Annotated in this window: 20 protein-coding genes; 4 read left to right on the top strand and 16 right to left on the bottom strand. The window is 63.8% G+C overall.

Going from position 1 to position 19,633, the window contains the following annotated elements; translation table 11 throughout:
• Positions 1-77: 77 nt before the first annotated feature.
• On the bottom strand, positions 78-2,615 hold the full coding sequence (locus tag AC1RTO_RS02270; protein ID WP_493159311.1) for an AAA family ATPase: 2,538 nt from the start codon (positions 2,613-2,615) through the stop codon (positions 78-80).
• A gap of 113 nt (positions 2,616-2,728) precedes the next feature.
• On the opposite strand from AC1RTO_RS02270, the gene AC1RTO_RS02265 reads away from it, so the two are divergent.
• From AC1RTO_RS02265 to AC1RTO_RS02255, 3 genes are all read left to right on the top strand, one after another.
• Positions 2,729-3,079 (top strand): hypothetical protein, encoded by a 351-nt coding sequence (locus AC1RTO_RS02265; RefSeq protein ID WP_493159310.1) that lies wholly within the window; start codon positions 2,729-2,731, stop codon positions 3,077-3,079.
• 67 nt (positions 3,080-3,146) lie between these two features.
• Complete coding sequence (locus AC1RTO_RS02260; RefSeq protein WP_493159309.1) at positions 3,147-3,437, top strand: hypothetical protein; 291 nt, start codon at positions 3,147-3,149, stop codon at positions 3,435-3,437.
• Complete coding sequence (locus tag AC1RTO_RS02255) at positions 3,434-4,030, top strand: SLATT domain-containing protein (RefSeq protein ID WP_493159308.1); 597 nt, start codon at positions 3,434-3,436, stop codon at positions 4,028-4,030. Before AC1RTO_RS02260 ends, AC1RTO_RS02255 begins: the two co-directional genes overlap by 4 nt.
• 157 nt (positions 4,031-4,187) lie before the next feature.
• Here AC1RTO_RS02255 and AC1RTO_RS02250 read toward each other — a convergent pair whose 3' ends face one another.
• The 10 genes from AC1RTO_RS02250 to AC1RTO_RS02205 all read right to left on the bottom strand — a co-directional run bounded on the left by AC1RTO_RS02250 (position 4,188) and on the right by AC1RTO_RS02205 (position 13,243).
• A complete protein-coding gene (locus tag AC1RTO_RS02250) occupies positions 4,188-5,072 on the bottom strand; it encodes an SMODS domain-containing nucleotidyltransferase (protein WP_493159307.1) in 885 nt (294 codons plus the stop codon).
• A 20-nt stretch (positions 5,073-5,092) separates the two neighbouring features.
• Positions 5,093-6,634: a nucleotidyltransferase gene (locus tag AC1RTO_RS02245; RefSeq protein WP_493159306.1), complete on the bottom strand. Its 1,542-nt coding sequence runs from the start codon at positions 6,632-6,634 to the stop codon at positions 5,093-5,095.
• Positions 6,634-7,200 carry an SLATT domain-containing protein gene (locus AC1RTO_RS02240; protein ID WP_493159305.1) on the bottom strand — a complete coding sequence of 189 codons (567 nt, stop codon included), beginning with the start codon at positions 7,198-7,200 and terminating at the stop codon, positions 6,634-6,636. Before AC1RTO_RS02240 ends, AC1RTO_RS02245 begins: the two co-directional genes overlap by 1 nt.
• Before the next feature lie 473 nt (positions 7,201-7,673).
• Positions 7,674-9,725, bottom strand: a complete 2,052-nt coding sequence (locus AC1RTO_RS02235) for a TonB-dependent receptor (protein ID WP_493159304.1) — start codon at positions 9,723-9,725, stop codon at positions 7,674-7,676.
• Positions 9,726-9,777: 52 nt separating this feature from the next.
• Positions 9,778-10,824, bottom strand: a complete 1,047-nt coding sequence (locus AC1RTO_RS02230) for a HoxN/HupN/NixA family nickel/cobalt transporter (RefSeq protein ID WP_493159303.1) — start codon at positions 10,822-10,824, stop codon at positions 9,778-9,780.
• The gene (locus AC1RTO_RS02225) at positions 10,821-11,213 is read right to left on the bottom strand and encodes a DUF302 domain-containing protein (protein WP_493159302.1); all 393 of its coding nucleotides are present in this window, start codon (positions 11,211-11,213) and stop codon (positions 10,821-10,823) included. Before AC1RTO_RS02225 ends, AC1RTO_RS02230 begins: the two co-directional genes overlap by 4 nt.
• Positions 11,210-11,917, bottom strand: coding sequence for an aquaporin (locus AC1RTO_RS02220; protein WP_493159301.1), 708 nt, complete (start codon positions 11,915-11,917; stop codon positions 11,210-11,212). The genes AC1RTO_RS02225 and AC1RTO_RS02220 overlap by 4 nt, the downstream gene beginning before the upstream one ends.
• Positions 11,917-12,252 carry a hypothetical protein gene (locus tag AC1RTO_RS02215; RefSeq protein ID WP_493159300.1) on the bottom strand — a complete coding sequence of 112 codons (336 nt, stop codon included), beginning with the start codon at positions 12,250-12,252 and terminating at the stop codon, positions 11,917-11,919. Before AC1RTO_RS02215 ends, AC1RTO_RS02220 begins: the two co-directional genes overlap by 1 nt.
• Positions 12,252-12,917: a nitrile hydratase subunit alpha gene (nthA, locus tag AC1RTO_RS02210; RefSeq protein WP_493159299.1), complete on the bottom strand. Its 666-nt coding sequence runs from the start codon at positions 12,915-12,917 to the stop codon at positions 12,252-12,254. The genes AC1RTO_RS02215 and nthA overlap by 1 nt, the downstream gene beginning before the upstream one ends.
• The gene (locus AC1RTO_RS02205) at positions 12,914-13,243 is read right to left on the bottom strand and encodes an SH3-like domain-containing protein (protein WP_493159298.1); all 330 of its coding nucleotides are present in this window, start codon (positions 13,241-13,243) and stop codon (positions 12,914-12,916) included. Before AC1RTO_RS02205 ends, nthA begins: the two co-directional genes overlap by 4 nt.
• A 407-nt stretch (positions 13,244-13,650) precedes the next feature.
• Between AC1RTO_RS02205 and AC1RTO_RS02200 the strand changes: the two genes are divergently transcribed.
• Positions 13,651-14,580 (top strand): MBL fold metallo-hydrolase, encoded by a 930-nt coding sequence (locus tag AC1RTO_RS02200; RefSeq protein ID WP_493159297.1) that lies wholly within the window; start codon positions 13,651-13,653, stop codon positions 14,578-14,580.
• 175 nt (positions 14,581-14,755) lie between these two features.
• Here the strand turns inward: AC1RTO_RS02200 and AC1RTO_RS02195 are convergent, their stop codons facing one another.
• The 5 genes from AC1RTO_RS02195 to AC1RTO_RS02175 all read right to left on the bottom strand — a co-directional run bounded on the left by AC1RTO_RS02195 (position 14,756) and on the right by AC1RTO_RS02175 (position 19,180).
• Positions 14,756-15,637 carry a hypothetical protein gene (locus AC1RTO_RS02195; RefSeq protein ID WP_493159296.1) on the bottom strand — a complete coding sequence of 294 codons (882 nt, stop codon included), beginning with the start codon at positions 15,635-15,637 and terminating at the stop codon, positions 14,756-14,758.
• Positions 15,637-16,335 carry a hypothetical protein gene (locus AC1RTO_RS02190; RefSeq protein WP_493159295.1) on the bottom strand — a complete coding sequence of 233 codons (699 nt, stop codon included), beginning with the start codon at positions 16,333-16,335 and terminating at the stop codon, positions 15,637-15,639. The genes AC1RTO_RS02195 and AC1RTO_RS02190 overlap by 1 nt, the downstream gene beginning before the upstream one ends.
• A 203-nt stretch (positions 16,336-16,538) precedes the next feature.
• Positions 16,539-17,192 (bottom strand): CHC2 zinc finger domain-containing protein, encoded by a 654-nt coding sequence (locus AC1RTO_RS02185; RefSeq protein WP_493159294.1) that lies wholly within the window; start codon positions 17,190-17,192, stop codon positions 16,539-16,541.
• Between the two features lie 124 nt (positions 17,193-17,316).
• Positions 17,317-17,988 carry a hypothetical protein gene (locus tag AC1RTO_RS02180; RefSeq protein ID WP_493159293.1) on the bottom strand — a complete coding sequence of 224 codons (672 nt, stop codon included), beginning with the start codon at positions 17,986-17,988 and terminating at the stop codon, positions 17,317-17,319.
• 208 nt (positions 17,989-18,196) lie between these two features.
• Complete coding sequence (locus AC1RTO_RS02175; protein WP_493159292.1) at positions 18,197-19,180, bottom strand: hypothetical protein; 984 nt, start codon at positions 19,178-19,180, stop codon at positions 18,197-18,199.
• Between the last annotated feature and the right edge of the window lie 453 nt (positions 19,181-19,633).

The following is a 19,633-nucleotide window of genomic DNA, read 5'->3' as shown; positions in this document are numbered from 1 at the left end:
ACTTCCTTGCCCGCAAGCGCGTTGGCGCGATTTTGGGCTGCTGATCCTCCTTAATGCTGGCAAATGGAGGGCCGATCTCAGCTTTCGGTGCCGGGCTCGTTCCGATCCGTAGCCTTGCGCCGGGGCGTGGACGCACGCGGTGTTCGGATCTGCCCCTCATTTGCCTGCGTCTTCCTTGCTGCTCGAGCCTTCTTAGCGATGTTTTTGGGTTCGGGCGCCGCTATATCGTTCTTTGCGACCACGTCCGACTGCTGCCGCTCAACATGCTCGAAGCTGTGCTTCAGTCCAGCTAGTTCGACGAGGAAGACGTCATATCGGTCGATCGTCAGCGTCTCGTGGTTATCCAGCGCGAAATCACGACGGAGTTGCAGCAATCGGGTTCTGACGGCGTCGGCCTCACGTGAATCGTCCAAGACGTCTGCTACGTCCTCAAGAAGGTGGAGGGCCTGCTCGGTCGTGGCGACGTCCGGATGGTCCCGGCGGAAATTGCTCTGCAGGCGATCGACGAGGGAGGAGATGCGTGCCTTTGAAGCGTCGCGTTCCGCTGCACGCTGTATTTCGGTCAACTTCCGGAACAATGACCGCATACGGGTGAGGAAATCGGCCACGTCGATATTCTCAGCCCCCTCCTTCTCGCAGATCCCGATCACCGCACGCGCGAAACCGATCTTGTCGATGTGCCTGCCACGTGCCTTTGCCAGCGTGTTCAACGCGTCGAACACCGACTCGTCGGCGGACAGCGTCGCGGGAAGCTCCTGAATCGTGAAGGCTGGAGGGCGTTCGCCACGAAACTCCTCGATTTCGAGGAAATACTCGTTGGCCGCCCGAACGGCCAGCGGGGTCGGAACGAGATCCTCGATTTCGACCGGGACACGTCCGTTATCGTCGGGCTCGACCGCAGTCGCAACGTCTAAGACGTATTCAGGCTTGATAAGGCGCCCGATCCGCTTCTCGCCTCCCCGCAGTGCCTTCGCAGCGTCTCGGCCTGCGGGGTCGGCATCTAGCAGCGCGATGACCGGCGGCTTCTCGGTGTCCCGTCCACGTATGAGGTAGACGGTGTAGGGCATTTGCCCGGCGGAGCCGCAGGGAACGATGACGATGCGGTTGAGGTCGAGGCTGTCACCGCGGCCTGGGCCAGCTGCGGCGCGGATCAGCCGCGATGCGCCGGCAAGCAGAACCTGATCGGCCGCTCCCTCCACTAGGAGGTTGCAGGAGCCGATAAACGCGGTCTCCCCCACGAACGCGCCGAAGGCCGAGCGAAGCGGTTCGTAGTGGTTACGTGATGCGTTGCGGATGACGCGGGTGCCTTCGCTCGCCCGCCCCTTCTGAAGGACGCGGATCCGCTCGGCGCGGTTTTTGTCGAGAAGGAAGGGCGAGTGGGTGACGTAGACGACCTGGACAGGCCGCGTGTCGCCCTCGGGATGGGCAAAGTTATCGAATATCTTGAGCAGATCCTGCTGCGCCTCGGCTGAGAGGAAAGCGTCAGGTTCGTCCATCAGCAGAATCTCGGCACGGTCAGCCGATGGCTCCCGCGTTTGGGCCTGGATGAGATACGAGAGGAAGTATTTGAGGCCGTGGCTCCGCTCCGCAAAAGTGTACTCCGTGCCGGTGCGGTCCTGGATGGTGAACACCAGGTCGACGTCGCGCGGCGACACCTTGATCGCGAAATCGCGGTCCTGCACCCAGAATCTAGGAAAATTCAGGTGACGCGCCAACTGGTGGTTGATCCTCGCGACCAGAGCGTTGGCATGTCCGTCGTCCCCGTCGTCGATGGCTTTGGCCAGGTCTGCGAGCCTGTCCGGGTCGATCAGTGCCAGCCTGACGAGCAGGTCGCGAGCGAGACCGAGCGCCTTCGGGTCCTCGTCCCCGACCGCTGCTCCGCGAGAAGTGCGGTAGCCGCTGATCCGGGGAAACAAGGTCGAAGCGATGCCGGCGAACTGCTGCGCGTCGGCAGGAAGGTTGTCGAGAACGAAGGCACCCGCCTCCAAAAGGGCCGCACGACCTCGCCTCGTAGCAAGCGCAGAAGAGGGTTCGATCTCGTCGCGTAGCCATGCCAGCGGAACTGCGTTCGGCAGCCCCACGCCGGCCTTGATCTCGAACGGGAGTGGTAGGAAGTCGTGACCGAAGCTTCTGGCGGCCGCACCAGTTAGTCCGATCTCCGTCGCCTCGCCATTCTTCCGCGGAAAGAATAGGCGAAGCACGTCAGGACCTTCACGAAACATGTGGAAGGTGGAAAAGTCTGCGGGCGCCTCGGGTGCCGCAGATCTCAATGCTGCGACCTCCTCCGCGTTCATGGACGACCACTTCAGACCGAGATGCGGCCAGGACGTCATTCCACGTTCAACGCTAAAGAACGGGGAATATCGGCAAAGATCACGTTGCTCGATGTCCTTACCCGTGATTGCGCTCTTGATAGCACCGAGGAGGTGGCTCTTGCCGGATTCATTCGCGCCGACGACGGCGGTAATGCGCGGATCGATGGCGATCGTGACGTAGGGGTAGAAGTCCCCGGCGATCAGATCCCAGGCCTCCGGCTTCGCATCGGGATGCGATTTGCGGACGCTGTCGAAGTTGAACGACTTGTAGAACCGGGCATACACGGTTTCCAGACGCATCGGCGACCTCTCGGCTTTAGCGGATCGCTATCGTATCCGCTTTCGAAACGAAAAGCGAACATGCGAGAGGAAGGGCTTGCCATGAGGTTAATAGGACGTGCTAGGTCCAGCAGATGGATCATCGCGAGAAAGATGACGCGGCGAAGGTAGCGTCGGGCAAGTCATGGCGGGATGACCTCGCCGAGCTCGCGCTTAACCTTCGTCGTGCGGTGCCGGGCGGGGCGCGGGTCCTGCTCCATGGCTCGGCCGTCCACGGCGTCGACCCGGGCGACGTCGACCTCGCGATCATCGTGCAAGACGGCACGGACCGGTTCGAGGCGGTGAGGACGATGGCTGGCTTACTGGCAGACTGCTCTGTCGCGACCGGTGTCCTTCACACGTGCTTTCCCATCGAGGAAGCAGCCTACTCGTCCGCGGCGTCGCAGTACGTCCGGAACGTTCTTGCCGACGGCAGCGAGGTTTAGGGTGCTGAGCGCAACTGGGGAAGTGGCCGATTGGGCTGCCGCCGCTTTGGTTTTACGCCGGGCGGGCATGTTGACCGAAGCAGTCGCACTGGATTGGGTGGCCCTGCGCGGCGCCCTTTTCGACTGGCTTGGGACGGCCGGAGTGGCATACGATGGGACGCGCGATGCAATGGTAGTGGGCATGACAGCGCTCGGCGGCAAGCTCGCGGCCGACCTGGCTTTCGTCTACCATGTGGCGACGATGGCAGAGTGGGACGCGACCTTCGGCGTCACCGAGGCGCAGGCGAGGACGGTGGCGGACGCGCGCGCGCGCGTGCTCGCTGCGTTTCAGTCCGGGTCGGAGCGCGAGCCAGGGTGAGATACGACGAGAACCACTTCCGCGCCGCGATCGACGAGATCAAGCGCCACCTGGAGGACACCGAGACTTCCAAGCTCGGCCACTGGGCGGCCGCGCGACGCTACGAGCAAGTTCACAAGCTCGCGCTCGGTCTCCCCGCCACAGTGCTCTCGATCGTACTCGCCTGGCTCGTTTCAAGCCAAACCCGCACCGTCTTGCCGGCAGCGGGCGTGGGCAGCGAGCTGGTCCGCAACATTCCCGTGTTCATCAGCCTAGTGGTTTCGCTCCTGAGCGGGATGACTGCCTTTCTCAATCTCAGTGACCTGGCGATTCGCCACCGTACGGCGGCGGAGAACCTCAACGCGCTGTGGCGCAACTGCCGCAACTGGGAGACGGATTTCCCGGACGCCTCGTTCTGCGAGGCGGCTGTGAAGGCGGTGCAGGGCTACCGGGCCCGGCTCAACGACATTAACGGCGACGCACCGCAGATCCCGAAGTGGGCGTGGAGGGACACGCGCAGGCAGCGTGAGGAGGGTTCGGTCTCCTACAGTGGCGAACAGCGCGGGTCCGCCCCGGGGTTCATCGCGCGCTTGTTCGGCGGTCATCAGCTCTGAAAGTATACTCGGACAGTTAGCGTTCGTGATCCACCCCCAAACTCGGCCGCTCATTCGGCTGCGCGCAAGGCTGGACAATCAAACACGTGTAATTCGCTAACTGCGTGCGGTCCACATCCCGCGGTGTAGCGCGCGTGAGCCGGCGTTGCATGGAGCACTATGCTGGAAAAAGCGTACCGAAGATTTCCCGCCATTTCTGCCGGCGTGACCAATCGTGGCCGTTGGTGTCGTAAGCAATGGCTTCCAAAGCTTTCAAGTAGGCATTCGCGGCCTTGTGCTCGAAGGCTCCACTACGAAAGACCAGCGCGCCGCTGCCCGGAGCTCGCCAATAGGACTGCTTAGTGTCTTGCTGCGACAAGTAAAGAAAGAAGTCTCGTGCCATGTAGTCGTGGTAGAAAAAGGACTTGTCGCGGTTCGTCCAATCTTCGATGAACTGGTACGCGAGCGCATCGATGAGCATTCCGCTCATCGGTACAGAGTGTACATCTCGCCACACCCGCATCATGCGACATAGATATTTCAGGTTCCTGTTGGTTAAGAGGCTTCTGGTGTCGACTGCACGCATCTCGGCGCGGGGATTGCAGGTCTTCCATGAGCCACCCCCGTTCGCGTTGGGATAAGTCCAGCTGTCGCCGTCGGCGTTGTCGAAGGCGGGAAGGATCTCAAAGGTGATCCCGTCCGTGAAGCTGACCACAACCACCTGTCCGTCCCCGAAGCTCTCGGATGTTGTGTAGGTCTTCTGGATCGAGCGCTTGACCGCCTGGAGCAGCGCCGACTGGCCATTTCCTAGGTGGGCATTGTACTGGTGATAGAGCGCGTTGGGGAGCATGAACCCGACGTCGAGATCGCTCAGGCCATGGGCCGCGGTGTCGCGGCCGTAAGATCCGACATAGAGGCTATGCGCGCTTTCGGACTCGGTGTTCCAGAAATCCCTGTTGAGTTGCTTGGTTATGCGCCGGTAGCGGTAGCTGATCGAAGCCATCGTGGGCGCGTCGATGTTGTAGCCATCTTTAAAGCGCGAAAAATCCTCGCCGACACCCATCCTCGACCCACTTCCGTCTTCTATCCGATGTTCACGAGAAACGGCCCGCTTCGAGCCGCCAGAAATCCGTCCTTAACGACGAAGCACTCGATGCTGTGGGAGCCGGGATACTCCGCGTCCTCGGTTCTCGACAGGACGCCCGGCACGACGGTGACCTCGTCGAACCCGCCCCGCAGGTTCCGCGCCTCGCTGGCGGCCGTGCCAGTGTTCACCACCTGCCAGTAGACGCGGAACGGGCGAGGCACGTCTGTTCGCGCGTCGAAGCGCAGCTTGGCCCCGGGCGGCACGGACGCATCGTCGCTCGTGAAGATCCTCGGCCGAAAGCCATCGCGCATCGCCGTTGCAGCGATGATTTCGACGGTGCCCGACCGCACCGTGGGCCAAGCCGCGGGCTTACGATGCGGCGCGTCGATCACCCGCTGCAGCGCCCGACTTGCCCTGCTGACTAATGACATTCCGCCCGAAGCGGGACGGCTCCTGCGAGCGACAGCTGCCTCGACCAGGCTCCGGCCGATGCGGGGAGCCAAGGCATCTACGAACGCGGACGGGTCCTGCTGGCTCGCAGCCATGCTGAAGTCAGCACGCGCGGTCTCCAGCCAGTCGTAGAACGCGTCCCGACGATCCGCATCCTCGTTCCATGCGTCGGCGAAATTCTCGCGGGGATCCGACGGGTTGGCGATCCAGTATCCGGCGTCCTGCTGAACGATGTAGCTGTCCATGCGCTGGAGGATGCTCAGCAGGGCGCCCGAGATGCTCGTCTCCTGCTGGTAGGCATGCGCCGCGAGCGTGGTAATGACGATTGACGTCGGGCGGCGCTCGGGTTCGTCGGCGAAGCGCATGTCCCGATGGCGCTTCAGGATCTGGATGGCTGACTGGAGCGGCGTCTTCACCCGATAGACCGGGATTTCCGCGACGTCCGCCTTCGCTTCGGCCAGCATCATCGCTCTACGGCGGCTCTCGAATGCGGGCTTCATGCGGGATTGGAACCATTCGGCATATCCGTTGGGATTGCTGGCCGGCCATTCGTCGCTTACAAATCGGAAGTTCGTGTGTTCGGTGTCGGTGATCGACACAGACTTGTCCACGTAGTCGAGCGGGAGAGATCGCGCCTCTCGCAACACCCGCTGCCGTTGCGCGTCAGGAACGGATGGCAGTACATCCATGTGGAATTGGGCCTCGTCCGCGTAGTTCAACGTCCAGCATCGTTGCCAAGGCGACGGCTCCTGCATGCCATGCTTAGCCGCATACAATTCGAGCTCATGCCCGAGATCGTCATACAACTGCTTTTGGGTCGTGTGCGACTTGCTGATGCGGAACTCGCAGACGATATCGAGGTCGTAATGCTCCTCGCCATTCAGAGGCCGTATCGCGGTGCCTAGGCGGAACGAGCCCTGCGTGTATACGTCCAGATCGACATGGGCGAACCTGGAATCCGGCCGGTCTAGCCACCGGCTGACCGACCTGTAGCTGCGGTCAGCCGATTCGTAGCGCGACATTGGGATTTCAAGGACCTCGGCGAGATCCTGAATCAGGCCCTCCCCAGTCCGGCTGGGAGGCGCCATTAAGCGGAAGTCTTTCGAAGTGAGGTTGGGAGGAACCAGTCGATCTCGGCGTCGGAGAAGGTAAGATCCTCCTTGTTCTTCAGGGCATCTTGAGCGTCGGCATAGGCCTCACCAGTGGTCTGAGGAGCACCCCTGTAGATGGCCGCCAGCTTGGCCTGGAGCGCATCGCGAACCTTTACGCCCTCGTCGTTGGAGATCCGCTTCATGCGCAGATCGGTGAGTAGGGAGAGATACGACTCTCGGATCGGCCACATGCTGGCAGCCGCATCCCTGTGCTTTTGCGCCATGGCACCGGGATCGAAGCCCTTCATGTACCCGGAAATGATTAGGCTCGCGATTGACGCTAAGGCAGTCGCAATTTTCAGCAAGGTGTCGTCGAGAAAGACGACCGAGAACGCGCCGGAAGCTGTAACAGCAGTAAGTACAATCTGTGCAATCTTAAATCGCCGCATGGTCCGGCTGCAGCGGTCTGCCATCTTCTCATGCGTCTTGTGGGTGTAAACGACGCGGCCGTAACACTCGCGAACCTGGTCTTCCAAATGCGTGAACTCAGCCAAGACGACCACCCCCGCAGCTCCATCGTTCCGTGTTTGTACCTTACACGTGGCCGCAAGCAATGGTGAATCCAACTCTGAAGGACCGCATATCGCAATCTGCCGGTAAGCGAACCAACCCTCACCCGCTCTGCTCGCTGCCTGAACGAATGGAAGCTTACCGCGATTGGCCGCTCGAAAGCGGACAGGCGGCTTCCCACCACCGGCGGGCGTGAAGGCCCCCTGCCCTCCCGGCTGAACGGACGGCAACTTACTGGAATTGGCCGCCCGAAAGCTGCCGTTCCGGTATCCACCACCGACAGGCGTTTAAGGCCCGTGCCCGGCCACATGAACGAATGGCAGCTTTCGCTCGGGGCTTCTCGAAAGCGGCCAGTCCGCAATCCACCAACCCTGATTAAAACGAACTCTTATCTCACAAGCGCCTGCGTTGCGAAGCATAACCCGGGCGCAACCTACAGCATTTTTCTTCTTAACTCGACCTACTTCTAGAAATAGGTTTTTATTCCAATCCTAATTGTTCTCGGCTCAACTATTCGGCTGACCCTACCTTCAACCGGCCCGCGGATGTCGACTTTAGGGAGGTAAGAATCGTAGAGATAAGCAATGTCCTTGTCGCGGCTGGCGAGCATGTTCAGCACCTCGCCGTACAGTTCCACCCTGTCGCGCTTCCAAGCGACCCGCGCGTTCACGACGGTACTGCCGCGGTCGCGGACGCTGCCGTCCTCGATGAGCGGATACCGCCCCAGATGCCGCAGCCGCAGACTTCCTTCCCATGATCCGGTCGTGACGGCGGCACCGACCGAGGCCGCGTTCTCGAAGGCGTTCGGGATCCGGTCTCCATTGTCGTATCGCGCGTGGCTGGCGGTGTAGGTGGCGTCGAGGGCCAGCCAGGACGTGGGGCGCCAGAAGCCGACGAGCTCGTAGCCCCGCCGCCGGCTTGCTCCTGTCGGCTCGACCGAGTTGGCGTCCCCGACGAACCGGAGTTCGCTGTCCACGTCGAGCCACCAGTAGGTCGCGGTCAGGCTCACCTTTCCTCTCTGCACCCTCGCGCCCACCTCTCGACCGTCGCCGCGCACGAGCGGCGGCACCGCAGTCTCCCGGTTCACCGCTCCGCGAACGTCGTTCGAATGGAAGCCTCGCCCCCAGTTGCCGTAGAACTCGATCCAAGTCGCAGGCGCATAGGCGGCCGACATCTTAGGCGAGACCTGCACCGCATCACCCGTGCCGGTGCCGAGCGCTTCGGCCGCCGCGTCGCGCGCGCGCACGGTGAACGCGTAATAGTCGCCGCGAAGGCCTCCGACGAGGCGCAGACCAGGAGCCGGATTCCAGCGCACCTCCCCGTACAGCCCCGCCGAGCTCTCCTGCAGACGGTAGCGGCCGAGGGAACCCAGAAGTCGTCGGGACGCGGTGCGGTACACGCCTACATCGCCGACGTGGTCGTGGCGGGCCTCGCCTCCAAGCGTCACTCTCAGGTTTGGCAGGGCGCTCCAGTCCCGCTCTCCCCTGCCACCTACAATCCAGCGGCGGTCGAACTGCTCGATCTGGGCACTGGTGCCGTCCATGTCGGCATAGGTGGGATTGGAGAACATCCTCCAGTCGTAGAACTGGCCGTAGACGTTCGCCTTCCAGCCGTCGCCAGTAGCCGAGACGTTGCCGATCAGGCGCGTGGTCCTGCCACGCGCGCTGGGATCCGGGGAGCAGAAGACGTCCGGGCAGGCCTCGGAGCCGATGGCGCGCTCGGGTATCTGCTCGGTCGGGCGCCAGGTCGCGTGATAGGCGTGGAGCGTGACCGCGAGGTCGACCGTCCCGACCTGCCTGCGGTACTTGCCGAACCCGGCCAGATGCCGAAGCCTTTCGGGCTGCTGCCACGGTCCGTTATAGGCCTTTCCCTCGCCGGCCAGCGTCAGCGTCCCTGACCCCACGTTCTCGATGGTCCCGCCCGCCGCGACGCGGCGCCAGCCGTACGAGCCAAGCTCGGCCGACGCCCAGGGACGATCATAGCTGTCTATGGTCCTGAAGTAGGCCGCGCCGGCGAGCGCGAAGTCGCCGCCGTCCGCCCTGTACGGCCCTTTGCGGAAGTCCTCGCTGGCGACGATCTCGGGAATGAGGCCGTTAAGGTCGAGATAGCCCTGGCCGTGTCCGTGACTTCGAAGGTTCATCTGGACGCCGTCGACATAGGCGGTGAAGTCGGACCCGTGATCCAGGTTGAAGCCGCGAAGGAAGTATTGGTTCGCCTTGCCGCTGCCTGAATGCTGCGCGGCGATCATGCCGGGCACCGCCTCGACCAGTTCGGCGACACGCAGGAGCGGGCGGACGAGCAGATCCGCTCCGCTCACAGTGCCCTCGCTGGCGGCCGTGGCGACGCCGATCTTGGCCTCCCCACGACCGAAGACGACGATGTCGTCTGGCTCCGGCCCGTTCCCCTCGATCGATACGGTCCTCGGCGGATCGACATCTCGGACAGGATCGGCAGCGGCGTGGCCACAGCTGACGAAGGCGACCGCCCCGAGTGCTGCCAGGCGTGTCCCGTGACACATCAGGACGCACCCCGCAGAACAGACGGGACTTGCATGCCTGTAGCCTCCGGTGTCATCGGACGACCAGCGGCCGGCGCTCGATGGTGCGGAAGATCAGGAACGACATGGCCCAGGCCGCGGCGAACACGCCGATGATGGCGAACCCGAGCGCATTGAAGTTTTCGTTCAGCGCCAGGGCTATGCGGGCGATCGGGCCCTCCAGACCCAGCCTGCGCACCGCAAGCGCGGCGATCTCGACGCCGCCGATGAAGACCGCGACCGCGATCGACATCAGCGTGATCGTCATGTTGTAGTAGAGCTTGCGCAGCGGGTGGATGAACGCCCAGCGGTAGGCGCCCACCATCAATACTCCGTCGGTCGTGTCGAGAAGAGACATCCCGGCTGCGAAGAGCACCGGAAAGACCAGTGCAGCCTCCATCGGTACGCCATGCCCCGCCTGCGTCGCGGACAGGCCGAAAAGCGTCACTTCTGTTGCGGTGTCGAAGCCGAGGCCGAACAGGAATCCAAGCGGCGCCATGTGCCAGGAGCGACCGATCAGCCGGAACAGTGGACGAAACAGGCGCGAGAGCGGCCCTCGACCGGCAAACATGAGATCGAGCGCTCCGTCATCGATCCGCTCGCCCGCCTGCACGCGCCCGATCGTCCGCAGAATCGTGGCCAGGACCATCAGGTTCATCGCCGCGACGACCAGGAGAAAGAGCCCCGATAAGCAGGTGCTGAACGTTCCGCCCGCCTCCCTGAAGGCGTCGAACGCCTCCAGGTTACCGGCTGCGGCGATCACGATCGCGGTGACCAGGATGACGACCGCCGAGTGGCCGATCGCGAACCAGAAGCCGACGGCGACCGGCTGCTGACGCTCCTGCATCAGCTTGCGCGTCACGTTGTCGATGGCCGCGATGTGGTCGGCGTCCACGGCGTGTCGGAGGCCCAGGCCGTAGACCAGAACGGCCACGCCGAGCATCGCCGGCCTGTCGTGGAAGAGCAGCAGCGCCCATGTCCAGCCACCGATGTTCAGCACGGCGAGCGCGGTGTAGACGATCGCGAGATTGCGTCGAAACGCCTTATCGGCCGGCAGCAGCGCGGCGAGGCGCGCGATCATGCCGCGGCTTCCCGCGCAAGCGACTCGAGCAGGTCGCGCATCGTGTCCAGGACCGGCGAGCCGATATCCCCGCCATGCCGCTCGACGAGCCATGCGGGATCGTTGTAGCCGACCTGAACGCCGTCGGCGTCCTCCCAGACGATCAGCTTAAGAGGCAGATCGATGCCCAGCGTCGGACGGGCCTGCATGAGCCCGGTTCCGGCGCGCGGATTGCCGAACACGAACAGAATGAGCGGATGCAGCGACAGCCCCGCCCCCTCCGCCGCCGCGGCATGATCGATACGCGCCATCGGCACCATGTCGCGGGTACCGAACGCTGCCTCGAGACGCGCTAGGACCTGAGCGTACTCGCCCTCGGCAGGTCGCGTGACGAGGCCGGAAACGCTCATGCCACAGCTCCCGTCCTGGGGAGGAACAGCGTCACTGCAGCGAGTGCGAGCAGCCCGCCGGCAGCTTCGCCAAGAAGGTACGGAGCCGCTGACGCACCCCCGAGCGCGAGAGGCCCAGCCGTGACCAGCGCCCCGAGCACCACGGCCGGGTTGGCGTAAGAGGTCGTGGGCGTGGCGATCACGCCGGCGATCAGCCAGGCGCCGACGGCGAACGGTCCGGTGTTCGCGCGGCCGCTGCGCGCACAGCCGAATACGACGAGCATCAGTCCTGCGCTCGCGACGAGCTCGCTCACGGCGCCGTTCCAGCCCAGGCCGCCGGCTTCGGCTGCCGCGGCGTGCCACATCTGGCCTGCCAGCCAGCCGCCGAGAACGCCGCCGCCTAGTTGCGCCGAGACGTAGGCTGCCGTGCAGATGCCGCCGCGTTCTCGGGCGAGCCACTGAAGTACCGTGATCAGCGGATTGAAGTGACCGCCCGATACGGCGCCCAGCGCGACGATCAGCGACACGAGCGCGCCAGCGAGGACCAGCGCCACGACCGGCAGCACGAAGCCCGGCGCGGCGGCGAACAGCCGGCTCGCCGCGATGCCGCCGCTGCTCGCCGCCAGGACAAGCAGCAGGGTCCCGAGCGCTTCGACGCCTGACCGCCTCCAGAGCGACAGCGCCGGATCGGCCTCGTGGAAGCAGGTGGGCTGGGCGGGTCGCATCACGCCGCGTCCTGCTCCGCGAAGCGCGCGTCGATCTCGGCCATCTTCTCGGCCAGTTCGGTCGGGGTGAAGAAGCCCTTGGTGAAGCCGATGTTCGCGAAGGCGACGATCCAGCGCTCGTAGTAGGGCAGCTTTCCGATCAGCACCTCGCCGAGCGCCTCGACGCCCTTGCGCTTCTCCTCGGTGTTGATGAGCTTCCTGAAGTCGAGCACGTCGGCGAGTGCGTGGCAGCGCTTCTCCCAAGGTTCGAGCACATGCTCGACGCGCATCACCGAACCGGCCTCGAACCCACCGATGTCGTTGGGAAGTCGGCTGACGAAGTCCTGGGTCGCCATCACGCGGCCTCCTTGTCCAGAGTGACGGGGATGACGCCGATCATCGCGTCGCGGGTGACCAGCGCTGCGAGCTGTTCCTCTGACCAGCCCTCGGTGCCCTCGGGGCGACGCGGAAGGACCAGGTAGCGGACGACCGCAGTGGAGTCGCTCACGCGGATCTCGATGTCGTCCGGGATGAGGGTGCCGAACTCGGCGAGCACCTTGCGGGGTTCGATCACCGCACGGGCCCGGTAGGGCTTCAGCTTGTACCAGTCGGGCGGAAGTCCCAGGACTGGCCGCGGGTAGCAGGAGCACAGGGTGCACACGATCAGGTTGTGCACTTCGGCCGTGTTCTCGAGCACGATCAGCTGAGTGTCGTCGTAGAAGCTGATGCCCAGCTCCTCGCAGCCCTTTCGGCCGTCCGCCAGCAGGCGCTCCTTGAAGGCCGTGTCGGTCCACGCATGGGCCACGACGGCAGCGCCCAGCGCGGGCGTGCGGCTGTCGAGCACCTCGATCTGGTGCCGGACGTCGTTCGCCGTGATGAGCCCCTTGCTGATCAGGAGCTCCCGCACGGCGGTCTCCATCACCTCGTAGTAGCCCGGCTTCGCGTCGGCGGTGATCGGCGCGTGATCGTCATGGCCGTGATCATGATCATGATCGTGTGTATGCGGTTCGCCAGCCATCATGCGCGCTCCAGCCAGGTCTCGTAGATCTCGATGTGCAGCTCGTCGCGCGGGGAGCCGTCGTACTTTTCCCAGAGCGAGGGCATCGGGATGGACACGCGGTAGTAGTGCCGCTTGCTGCCGGCGTTCCGGCCGTACCCCTCCTCCTCGTTGTCCACGAGCGCCGGCTCGATTACCCGCTCTACTGTGCCTACGCTGCCGCGCAGGTAGATCGGCACACGGTAGTGACCGATCGGCGCGCGCATCGCGACGCGCACCCGCTCTCCCACGCCGAAGACCGGCTTCTCGTTCAAGGCCGGCAGTACCTGCTGTAGTATCGAAGCGGTCATAGGTTCGCTCCCTGTTGTTCGATGCCCAGGAAGTTGCCGAACCGGCTTGCAACCAGCCATTCTACCGTGTCAGGCATCCACCCCTACCAGAGTACATGTCGGCACCGGCTCGTTCGTAATTGACCCTGGCGAAATCGGTCCTGGATTCTCCGCCATAGAAGACTTACGACTTGAAGGAGGCTTACGCGCCTGCCGTCCAAGTGCGGTGAGGTCCGATACCGTCGTATGGATGTATTCGAGCTCGTGATCGTGCCAGAACATTTCAGGACGGCGTTCGACAGAACTCCGTCGCCAGCGATCAGCTTTGCACGATCCTGCACTCGGACGCAGCCATACCGACTAGAACCGGGCTGCGCCTTGCATCGTCACTGCGCAAATCGTGGAAGGCTACAGGGAAGGCGCACGAAATGATCACACGACTGATGCAGTCCTGCCTCTTCAGCGCAGCGGTCGGAAGCACGCTTCTAGGAGCTCCGGCGTTCGCTCAGCAGACCCCCTACGCAACCATCAACGCGGCCGCGGAGGCATCGGACGTGAGCGTCCAGCCGCTACGCGGGGGCGTGTCGATGCTGCAGGGATCCGGCGGCAACATGGCAGCGTTCGCAGCTCCAGAAGGCATGTTCCTCGTCGACGATGGCATCTCGGTTTCCAAGGAAAAGATCGAGGCGGCGCTGCGCGGCATCTCCCCGGTCCCGATCAGATATGCGGTCAACACGCACTGGCACTGGGACCATGCCGACGGCAACGCGTGGGCGCACCATGCCGGCGCAATCTTGATCGCTCACGCGAACACCGCCAAGCACCTGGACCAGACCATCCGCGTCGAGGAGTGGGGACATACCTTCACGCCCGTGCCCCAGGATGCTCGGATCGCCCAGTTGATCCGCGGCGAGAAGTCGATGCGGTTCGGCGGGGAGACGATACGGCTACGGCCCTACGTCCCTTCGCACACCGACGGCGATCTGTCGGCATACTTTACGAAGGCCGACGTGCTGCTGACCGGGGACACGTGGTGGAACGGGCTGTACCCTTTCATCGACTATGTCGCCGGCGGCAGCATCGACGGGATGATCAAGGCCGCCGAGGCGAACGTCGCCATGACCGGCCCGGAAACCATCGTCGTGCCGGGTCATGGCCCCGTCGGTGGCCGCTCGGACCTCGTCGAATATCGCGATATGCTGGTCTCGATCCGGACCAACGTGTCGTCTCTGAAGAAGCAGGGCAAGTCGCTGGAAGAGACCATTGCCGCCAAGCCCACGGCGGAGTTCGATGCCAGATGGGGAAAGGCGATCATCAGCCCCGCCCTGTTCGTCACCCTAGTGTACCGCGGGGTCTGACTGGACCTGCCACGCCATCGTGACGAGGGATGCAGCGTCAGGCTGTTTACGAACGAGCATCGTCTCGCAGCAGCGGCGAGGCGAACCGTTCGGAACGAGCGGCCATCCGCCAGAGGGTCACCGATAGCTTCTCGATCCGAGTTGGCCTGCCCTTCTATTGAGGGAGGCCGCGGCCCTATGGCCCGGACCACTCGATCGCGAGCGTCGGCGAAGCCGCTGCGCCCCCTTGCGGATCGGCGTCCTTGGGCGGGCGTTCGCGACCACGGTCAAGTCGATCGGCCATCTCGCTCACGAGGAGGGAGAGCAGGTGCCGCGTAAGCGCGCCGGCGCCGCCGCGATAGGCGATTTCCCCCCAGGCGTTCCACCGTTCGAGCCGGCCGCTCATCCAGCCGTGGTATGCGTCTCGGCTCTCCTCCTCGGCGAAGGTCTGCGTCCAGATCGTCCTGACGAGCGGCATCCTTAGGGAGACGTCTCTATGCACTAGGGATATCGAGGGCTGCCGGCCGATCCTTTCGCGCACGAACGCGTACTGCATGTGCGCTACGTCCTCATCACCTCTCTCAAAGGAGGTGCGATCGATCTCCTCCGCTGCGCCCTGGGCAAAGAGCACGGTCTCGACGCCGGGATGGAGCCCCGCCAGGCCTGGCGGTCGGGTCGCCAGCAGCATCTTAGCGACCGAACGACCCTCCGGCGTGATCCAGGCATCCTGCACGTGCATGCGAGGATCCTTCTTCATCAGGCCGTGCGCCCCAAGCCAGTGCCTGTAGAAGGAGCCGAAGGCGCTGTCCTGGAAGAGGTCGCCGACCCTCGACTGCAGGCCGCTGGCGCCGAAGGGGCCGCTCGCACCGAGAAGATAGACGAGCATCCGCTCCAGCTCGACCTCCCGAAAGTGCGGGATCATCGCTTCGAAGCCGAGTTTGCCGTGGAAGAAGGCCTCCCGAACGGACCGCCATTCGCGCCCATTTTCATCGATCAGGATCATCTCGCCCGCCCCAGGCTTCGTGCGCAGCCAGTGTCCCCAGGGCAGCAGAGCGGCATCGTCGGTCGATCCAGACATCACGCCCCTCCCACGCTGTCGGGATCGAGGCCGCTTGGGGGTGCAGCAGGAGCACTCGGCGTCGGCAGGTCGAGACCGTGGCCGACGGCGTGCAACTGGGCCGCCAGATCGACGACGTGAGCCAGCACGTAGTTCTCGTCACGGTAGACGCTCTTCAGTCCGACGTGCGCGCCGCGAATGGAGGCGGGGGCATCGGGCCGCGTGGGCTGAAGATCTCCTGGCTTGTCGCAGCTGAAGCCGAACCACCAGGCGTCATCGTGCTTCTTGTCGACCTCGGCTGCGGCTGCGGCTGCGGCTCTTTTTCTCGCGGACGCGGCGCGCCGTTCGCCTACATGGCAGACCGACACGGCCTCGGGTTCGCGCTGCTCGCACGGAGCCCCGTAATCGACGCCACCGTGAGGTCGGATGCCGAGCGCTGCAAGCGCGTCACCTTCGAAGCCGAACAGCGGATGGCCCGGGGGGACAGCCACATAGCCGCACAGGTATCCGCCATGGCGCGCCCGGCGGATGATGCAGTCCATTCCAGTCGCCGGATCCCTCCAGGCGACCTTGTCCGCCTCCATCTTCCACGGACCATCACCGTCCGGGTGCCGTTCGCCTACGCGGAATGCAGCATCCGCGAGGATCTCCCCGACATAGTAGTTTCTCTCCACGGAGATCTGGACGACGTTGCGACCCTTCGTAGTTCCTTTAGCCATACCTTGCGGCCTCCTTCGCGCCGCGGCGGACATTTCGGGTTGGGGTCGTCGCCTGGCCAGCGAAAGCGCGGCGCATCGACGGTTGTTGGAGGAGCAGCCGGTGTGCATTCTCCCGCTCCTCTGGTTTATCGCAGGATCCGATCGGTCAGCGACGACGCTCGCCTTACTCGACGAACGAAGGTCGTAAGCCCGTTGCACCTCGCTCAGTCCGTGGTAGCGGCGAGGCGGATTGCGTCCTCCCTGGACAGGCGATGACGGATCTTCGCCCACTGGACCTGATCTCCACTCGCGCCGCAGGAAAAACAGTGGAAGCGGGTTCCTCCGCAATAAGCGTAGAGGCTCATCCCGCGGTCTGGATGTAGATGACAGTTTGTCCGGATCGCGCCCGCCCGATCGTCGAGTCCGATCTCCCCGCCAAGGACGTCAACCAGCAGCACGTGCTTCCACCTGACAAGATCGTCAGGCGCTCCGTGCAGCGCGTCTATCAGCCTCTCGTAGAGAAGCGCGTCGTTCGGACGATTGCGGCGCGTCGCATCGTCGCTCTCGCGGGAGATGTAATCGACGACGTTGTACAGGCCTTCGTCTGGAAAGCCGACCGACGAACCAGACAGGAACTTCTCCGGCTGCGTGGACGGTAGATCGTCGCCTCCCGGCTCAACAGTGGGCGATGGACGGAAGACTAGAAGGCTACCTCTCGGCAGAAATCCTCGCTCGATCGCAACACGGTCGAGAAGCGAGCGGCCCGGTTCCAGCGCCGCACGCTTCGACTCCGCGTCGGCGAAGCATACGCCTCTCGTCTGGCCCTCCCCGATGTCGATCTCCAAATGATCATCGATGCCAAGGTCTCTGTACTTCATCGACCTCTCCGGACGTGAGGGTTGAGGTGCCCCCCGGGCAGCGAGGATACCGACGGGAGCTGCGTCATCACCGCAGCGGCCAGTCATCCCGCGAGAGCCGAGCGGAACGGTCAAGGACGCTCCGTCAGCGCCGGCGTCGCACGGGACGCCTTTCCCTGAGACTGCGACATTCACGGCGAAAGGTCTCGTAGCTGAACGGCACGATCTCGGAATCTGGCTTGCCGTAGCAGTGGTGAGCCCCCGAGTTGACGCGGCGTATATCGATAAGGGCACGCCGATAGCCATCGCGTATGCTGCTTCCGGAACCGTTCGTCCTGATGGCATGATGCCGCCTAAGACCGCGCACGATGCGATCCTCATCGGTGAGCCTCTTCGTGCTCGGGGCGGCCTCCAGGCTCGCGGCGCGTCGCCGCTGCAGCCTCCACCGCTTGATCGTCGCCGGCCTGGCCGCCTCGCCGAAGCGCTCGCGAAGGTCATCCGACCAGTGCTGGTGAAGCGCGATGGCGATCGCCTTGACGCCGTTGGATACGTTTAGCTGATCGAGCAGTTCGCAATGGGCGGCGATCCTCCTTTCGGCTTCGCTGTCGATCCGACCGGCTTCCGTGAGCGAAGACAGACGATAGCCGATCCCGATCTTCCATGATCCACCAGGCCCAAGGTTTTCGGTGGTTCCGGTGTACTGGACCTCGAAATGCCGCTGCAGCACCGACCGAATCTCGCGCATGACGGGAGCCCTCACCGCTGCGACCTCGTGGAACACTATCGTGATAGTCGGTTCCAGGTTGTGCTCGTCCATTGCTCCGCTTCCATATCGGCTATTCGGCAGCACACGTAATCGGGAAGCGAGCAATTATCAAGAATATCAATGCTGATTAGGTTGGAATGATACGATAATGCGGTCGGTCTGTTCTACTTGCCGGTCGGAGCAGGCCCTGAATGGGCACCGATCTTCACCAAGCAAAAACGTGCCGACGGACGGGTCGGCGCTAGCCGGCCCTCGGCTCCTAAAGGGCCCGGAGCGAGCGCAGCAACGCTTCGCGATCGGCAAATGCGTCTTCGGTCGCGGGGAAGGCGGCAGTGAGCCGGAGGCGCAAGGATGCTTCGACTTCAGCCACGGCTGCCGGCGCACCGCCGGCGGGTACCTTGAGCGTCCTGTTGGTGACGGTGCGCGCCGTCAGGTCGCCCTTGAGCCCGACGCCGGCCGGCCGGTTGCCGATCAGGGCCGTGACCGTGCGCGCCGATCGAGCCCGCAGCTTCTCGACCTCGACCGCCAGTCCTCCCCGGACGATTGCATCGACGAGCTCAGGCCACGGCCCTTCCCAGCCGACCTGCAGCAGAAGCCTCCGCACTGCATCGGGCTGCTCGCCTGGCTGCCGGAGGAGCGCGTCCTCAAGGGTCCTGATGACGTCAGCGGGCGTAGGATCGTCCAGAGACAGTGACAGTCCCAGGATCGCCGGATCGCCGGCCGCCGAGATCAGGACGCACATGATGGGCGCGACGACGCCGCGATCGGGATGGGCGACCGGCGCATCGACGGCACAGAAGCCGATGAACAGGTCGTGGACGCCGGAAGGTCTTTCGCCGCGTTCGGTGCGAAGCTGCGCTACATAGCGTGCGACGCGCTCGTGGCTCGGCATTCGAATGCTCCGCTCACGCCCGGCCCTACGCGCCCGCTCGGCGACGATGCGGACCGATGCATCGCGACTGCTCTCCTCGATCTGCCGAATTAGGGCGGTGACCTCTTCACCCAGATCACGGGAGGTCTTCCGATGACGGCCTGCTGCGCCCAGCTTCTCTGGTCGGGTGCCGTCGGCCCACGCGCGTAGCAGACGATGAAACGAAGGGCTGGAGAGCTGCAGTCGTTCGATTGCCTCGGCGCTGGTGATCCGACGCGCCGTGTAGTCCTCGAGGACGCCGATGCGACGCTTCACCTCGTCTATGCGGTGCGCGGCTACACCCGAAAAGTCATAGCTGTCCAATGACGCCATTGAAGCCTCCTTGTTTTTCATAGTGATTGTTGAGCAGTGGCCCGGCGGACTTGTACCTTTCCGGGTCTTCCGCCTGATCCGTCTTCAGAAAGAAGCGGCTTTTTTTTGATGCGGTGCCGCGATCCCTCAGAAGGGCTCGTCTGCACTCGGCATCAGCTGTCGGAACTTAGTGACAGAGCAGCCGGGCCTCGATTGACCGTCAACCCGCGTTGGGACGGCGCTCCAATTTACCCATTTAGCGGGGGGGCACGGGTAAGCTGCCACCCCGCTATGGTGCTTAGGTCGGAGACGTGATGCAGTGCGCCCCGCCCATCGCGTAAGAGCGGACTGGGTTGCGGGCGCCAAAGATGTAATAGTGTGGTTTCGCCTCCGAACATGCGAAGGCGGTCGAATATCTCAAATTTAGTTTGCTGACGTGATGTGACTTGATGGCAATCTAATTCACGTTACGAC

Source organism: Sphingomonas sp. GW821-FHT10F09, assembly GCF_058809195.1.
Note: the sequence above shows the minus strand (reverse complement) of the source record. Positions and strands in the feature narration are given on the sequence as shown.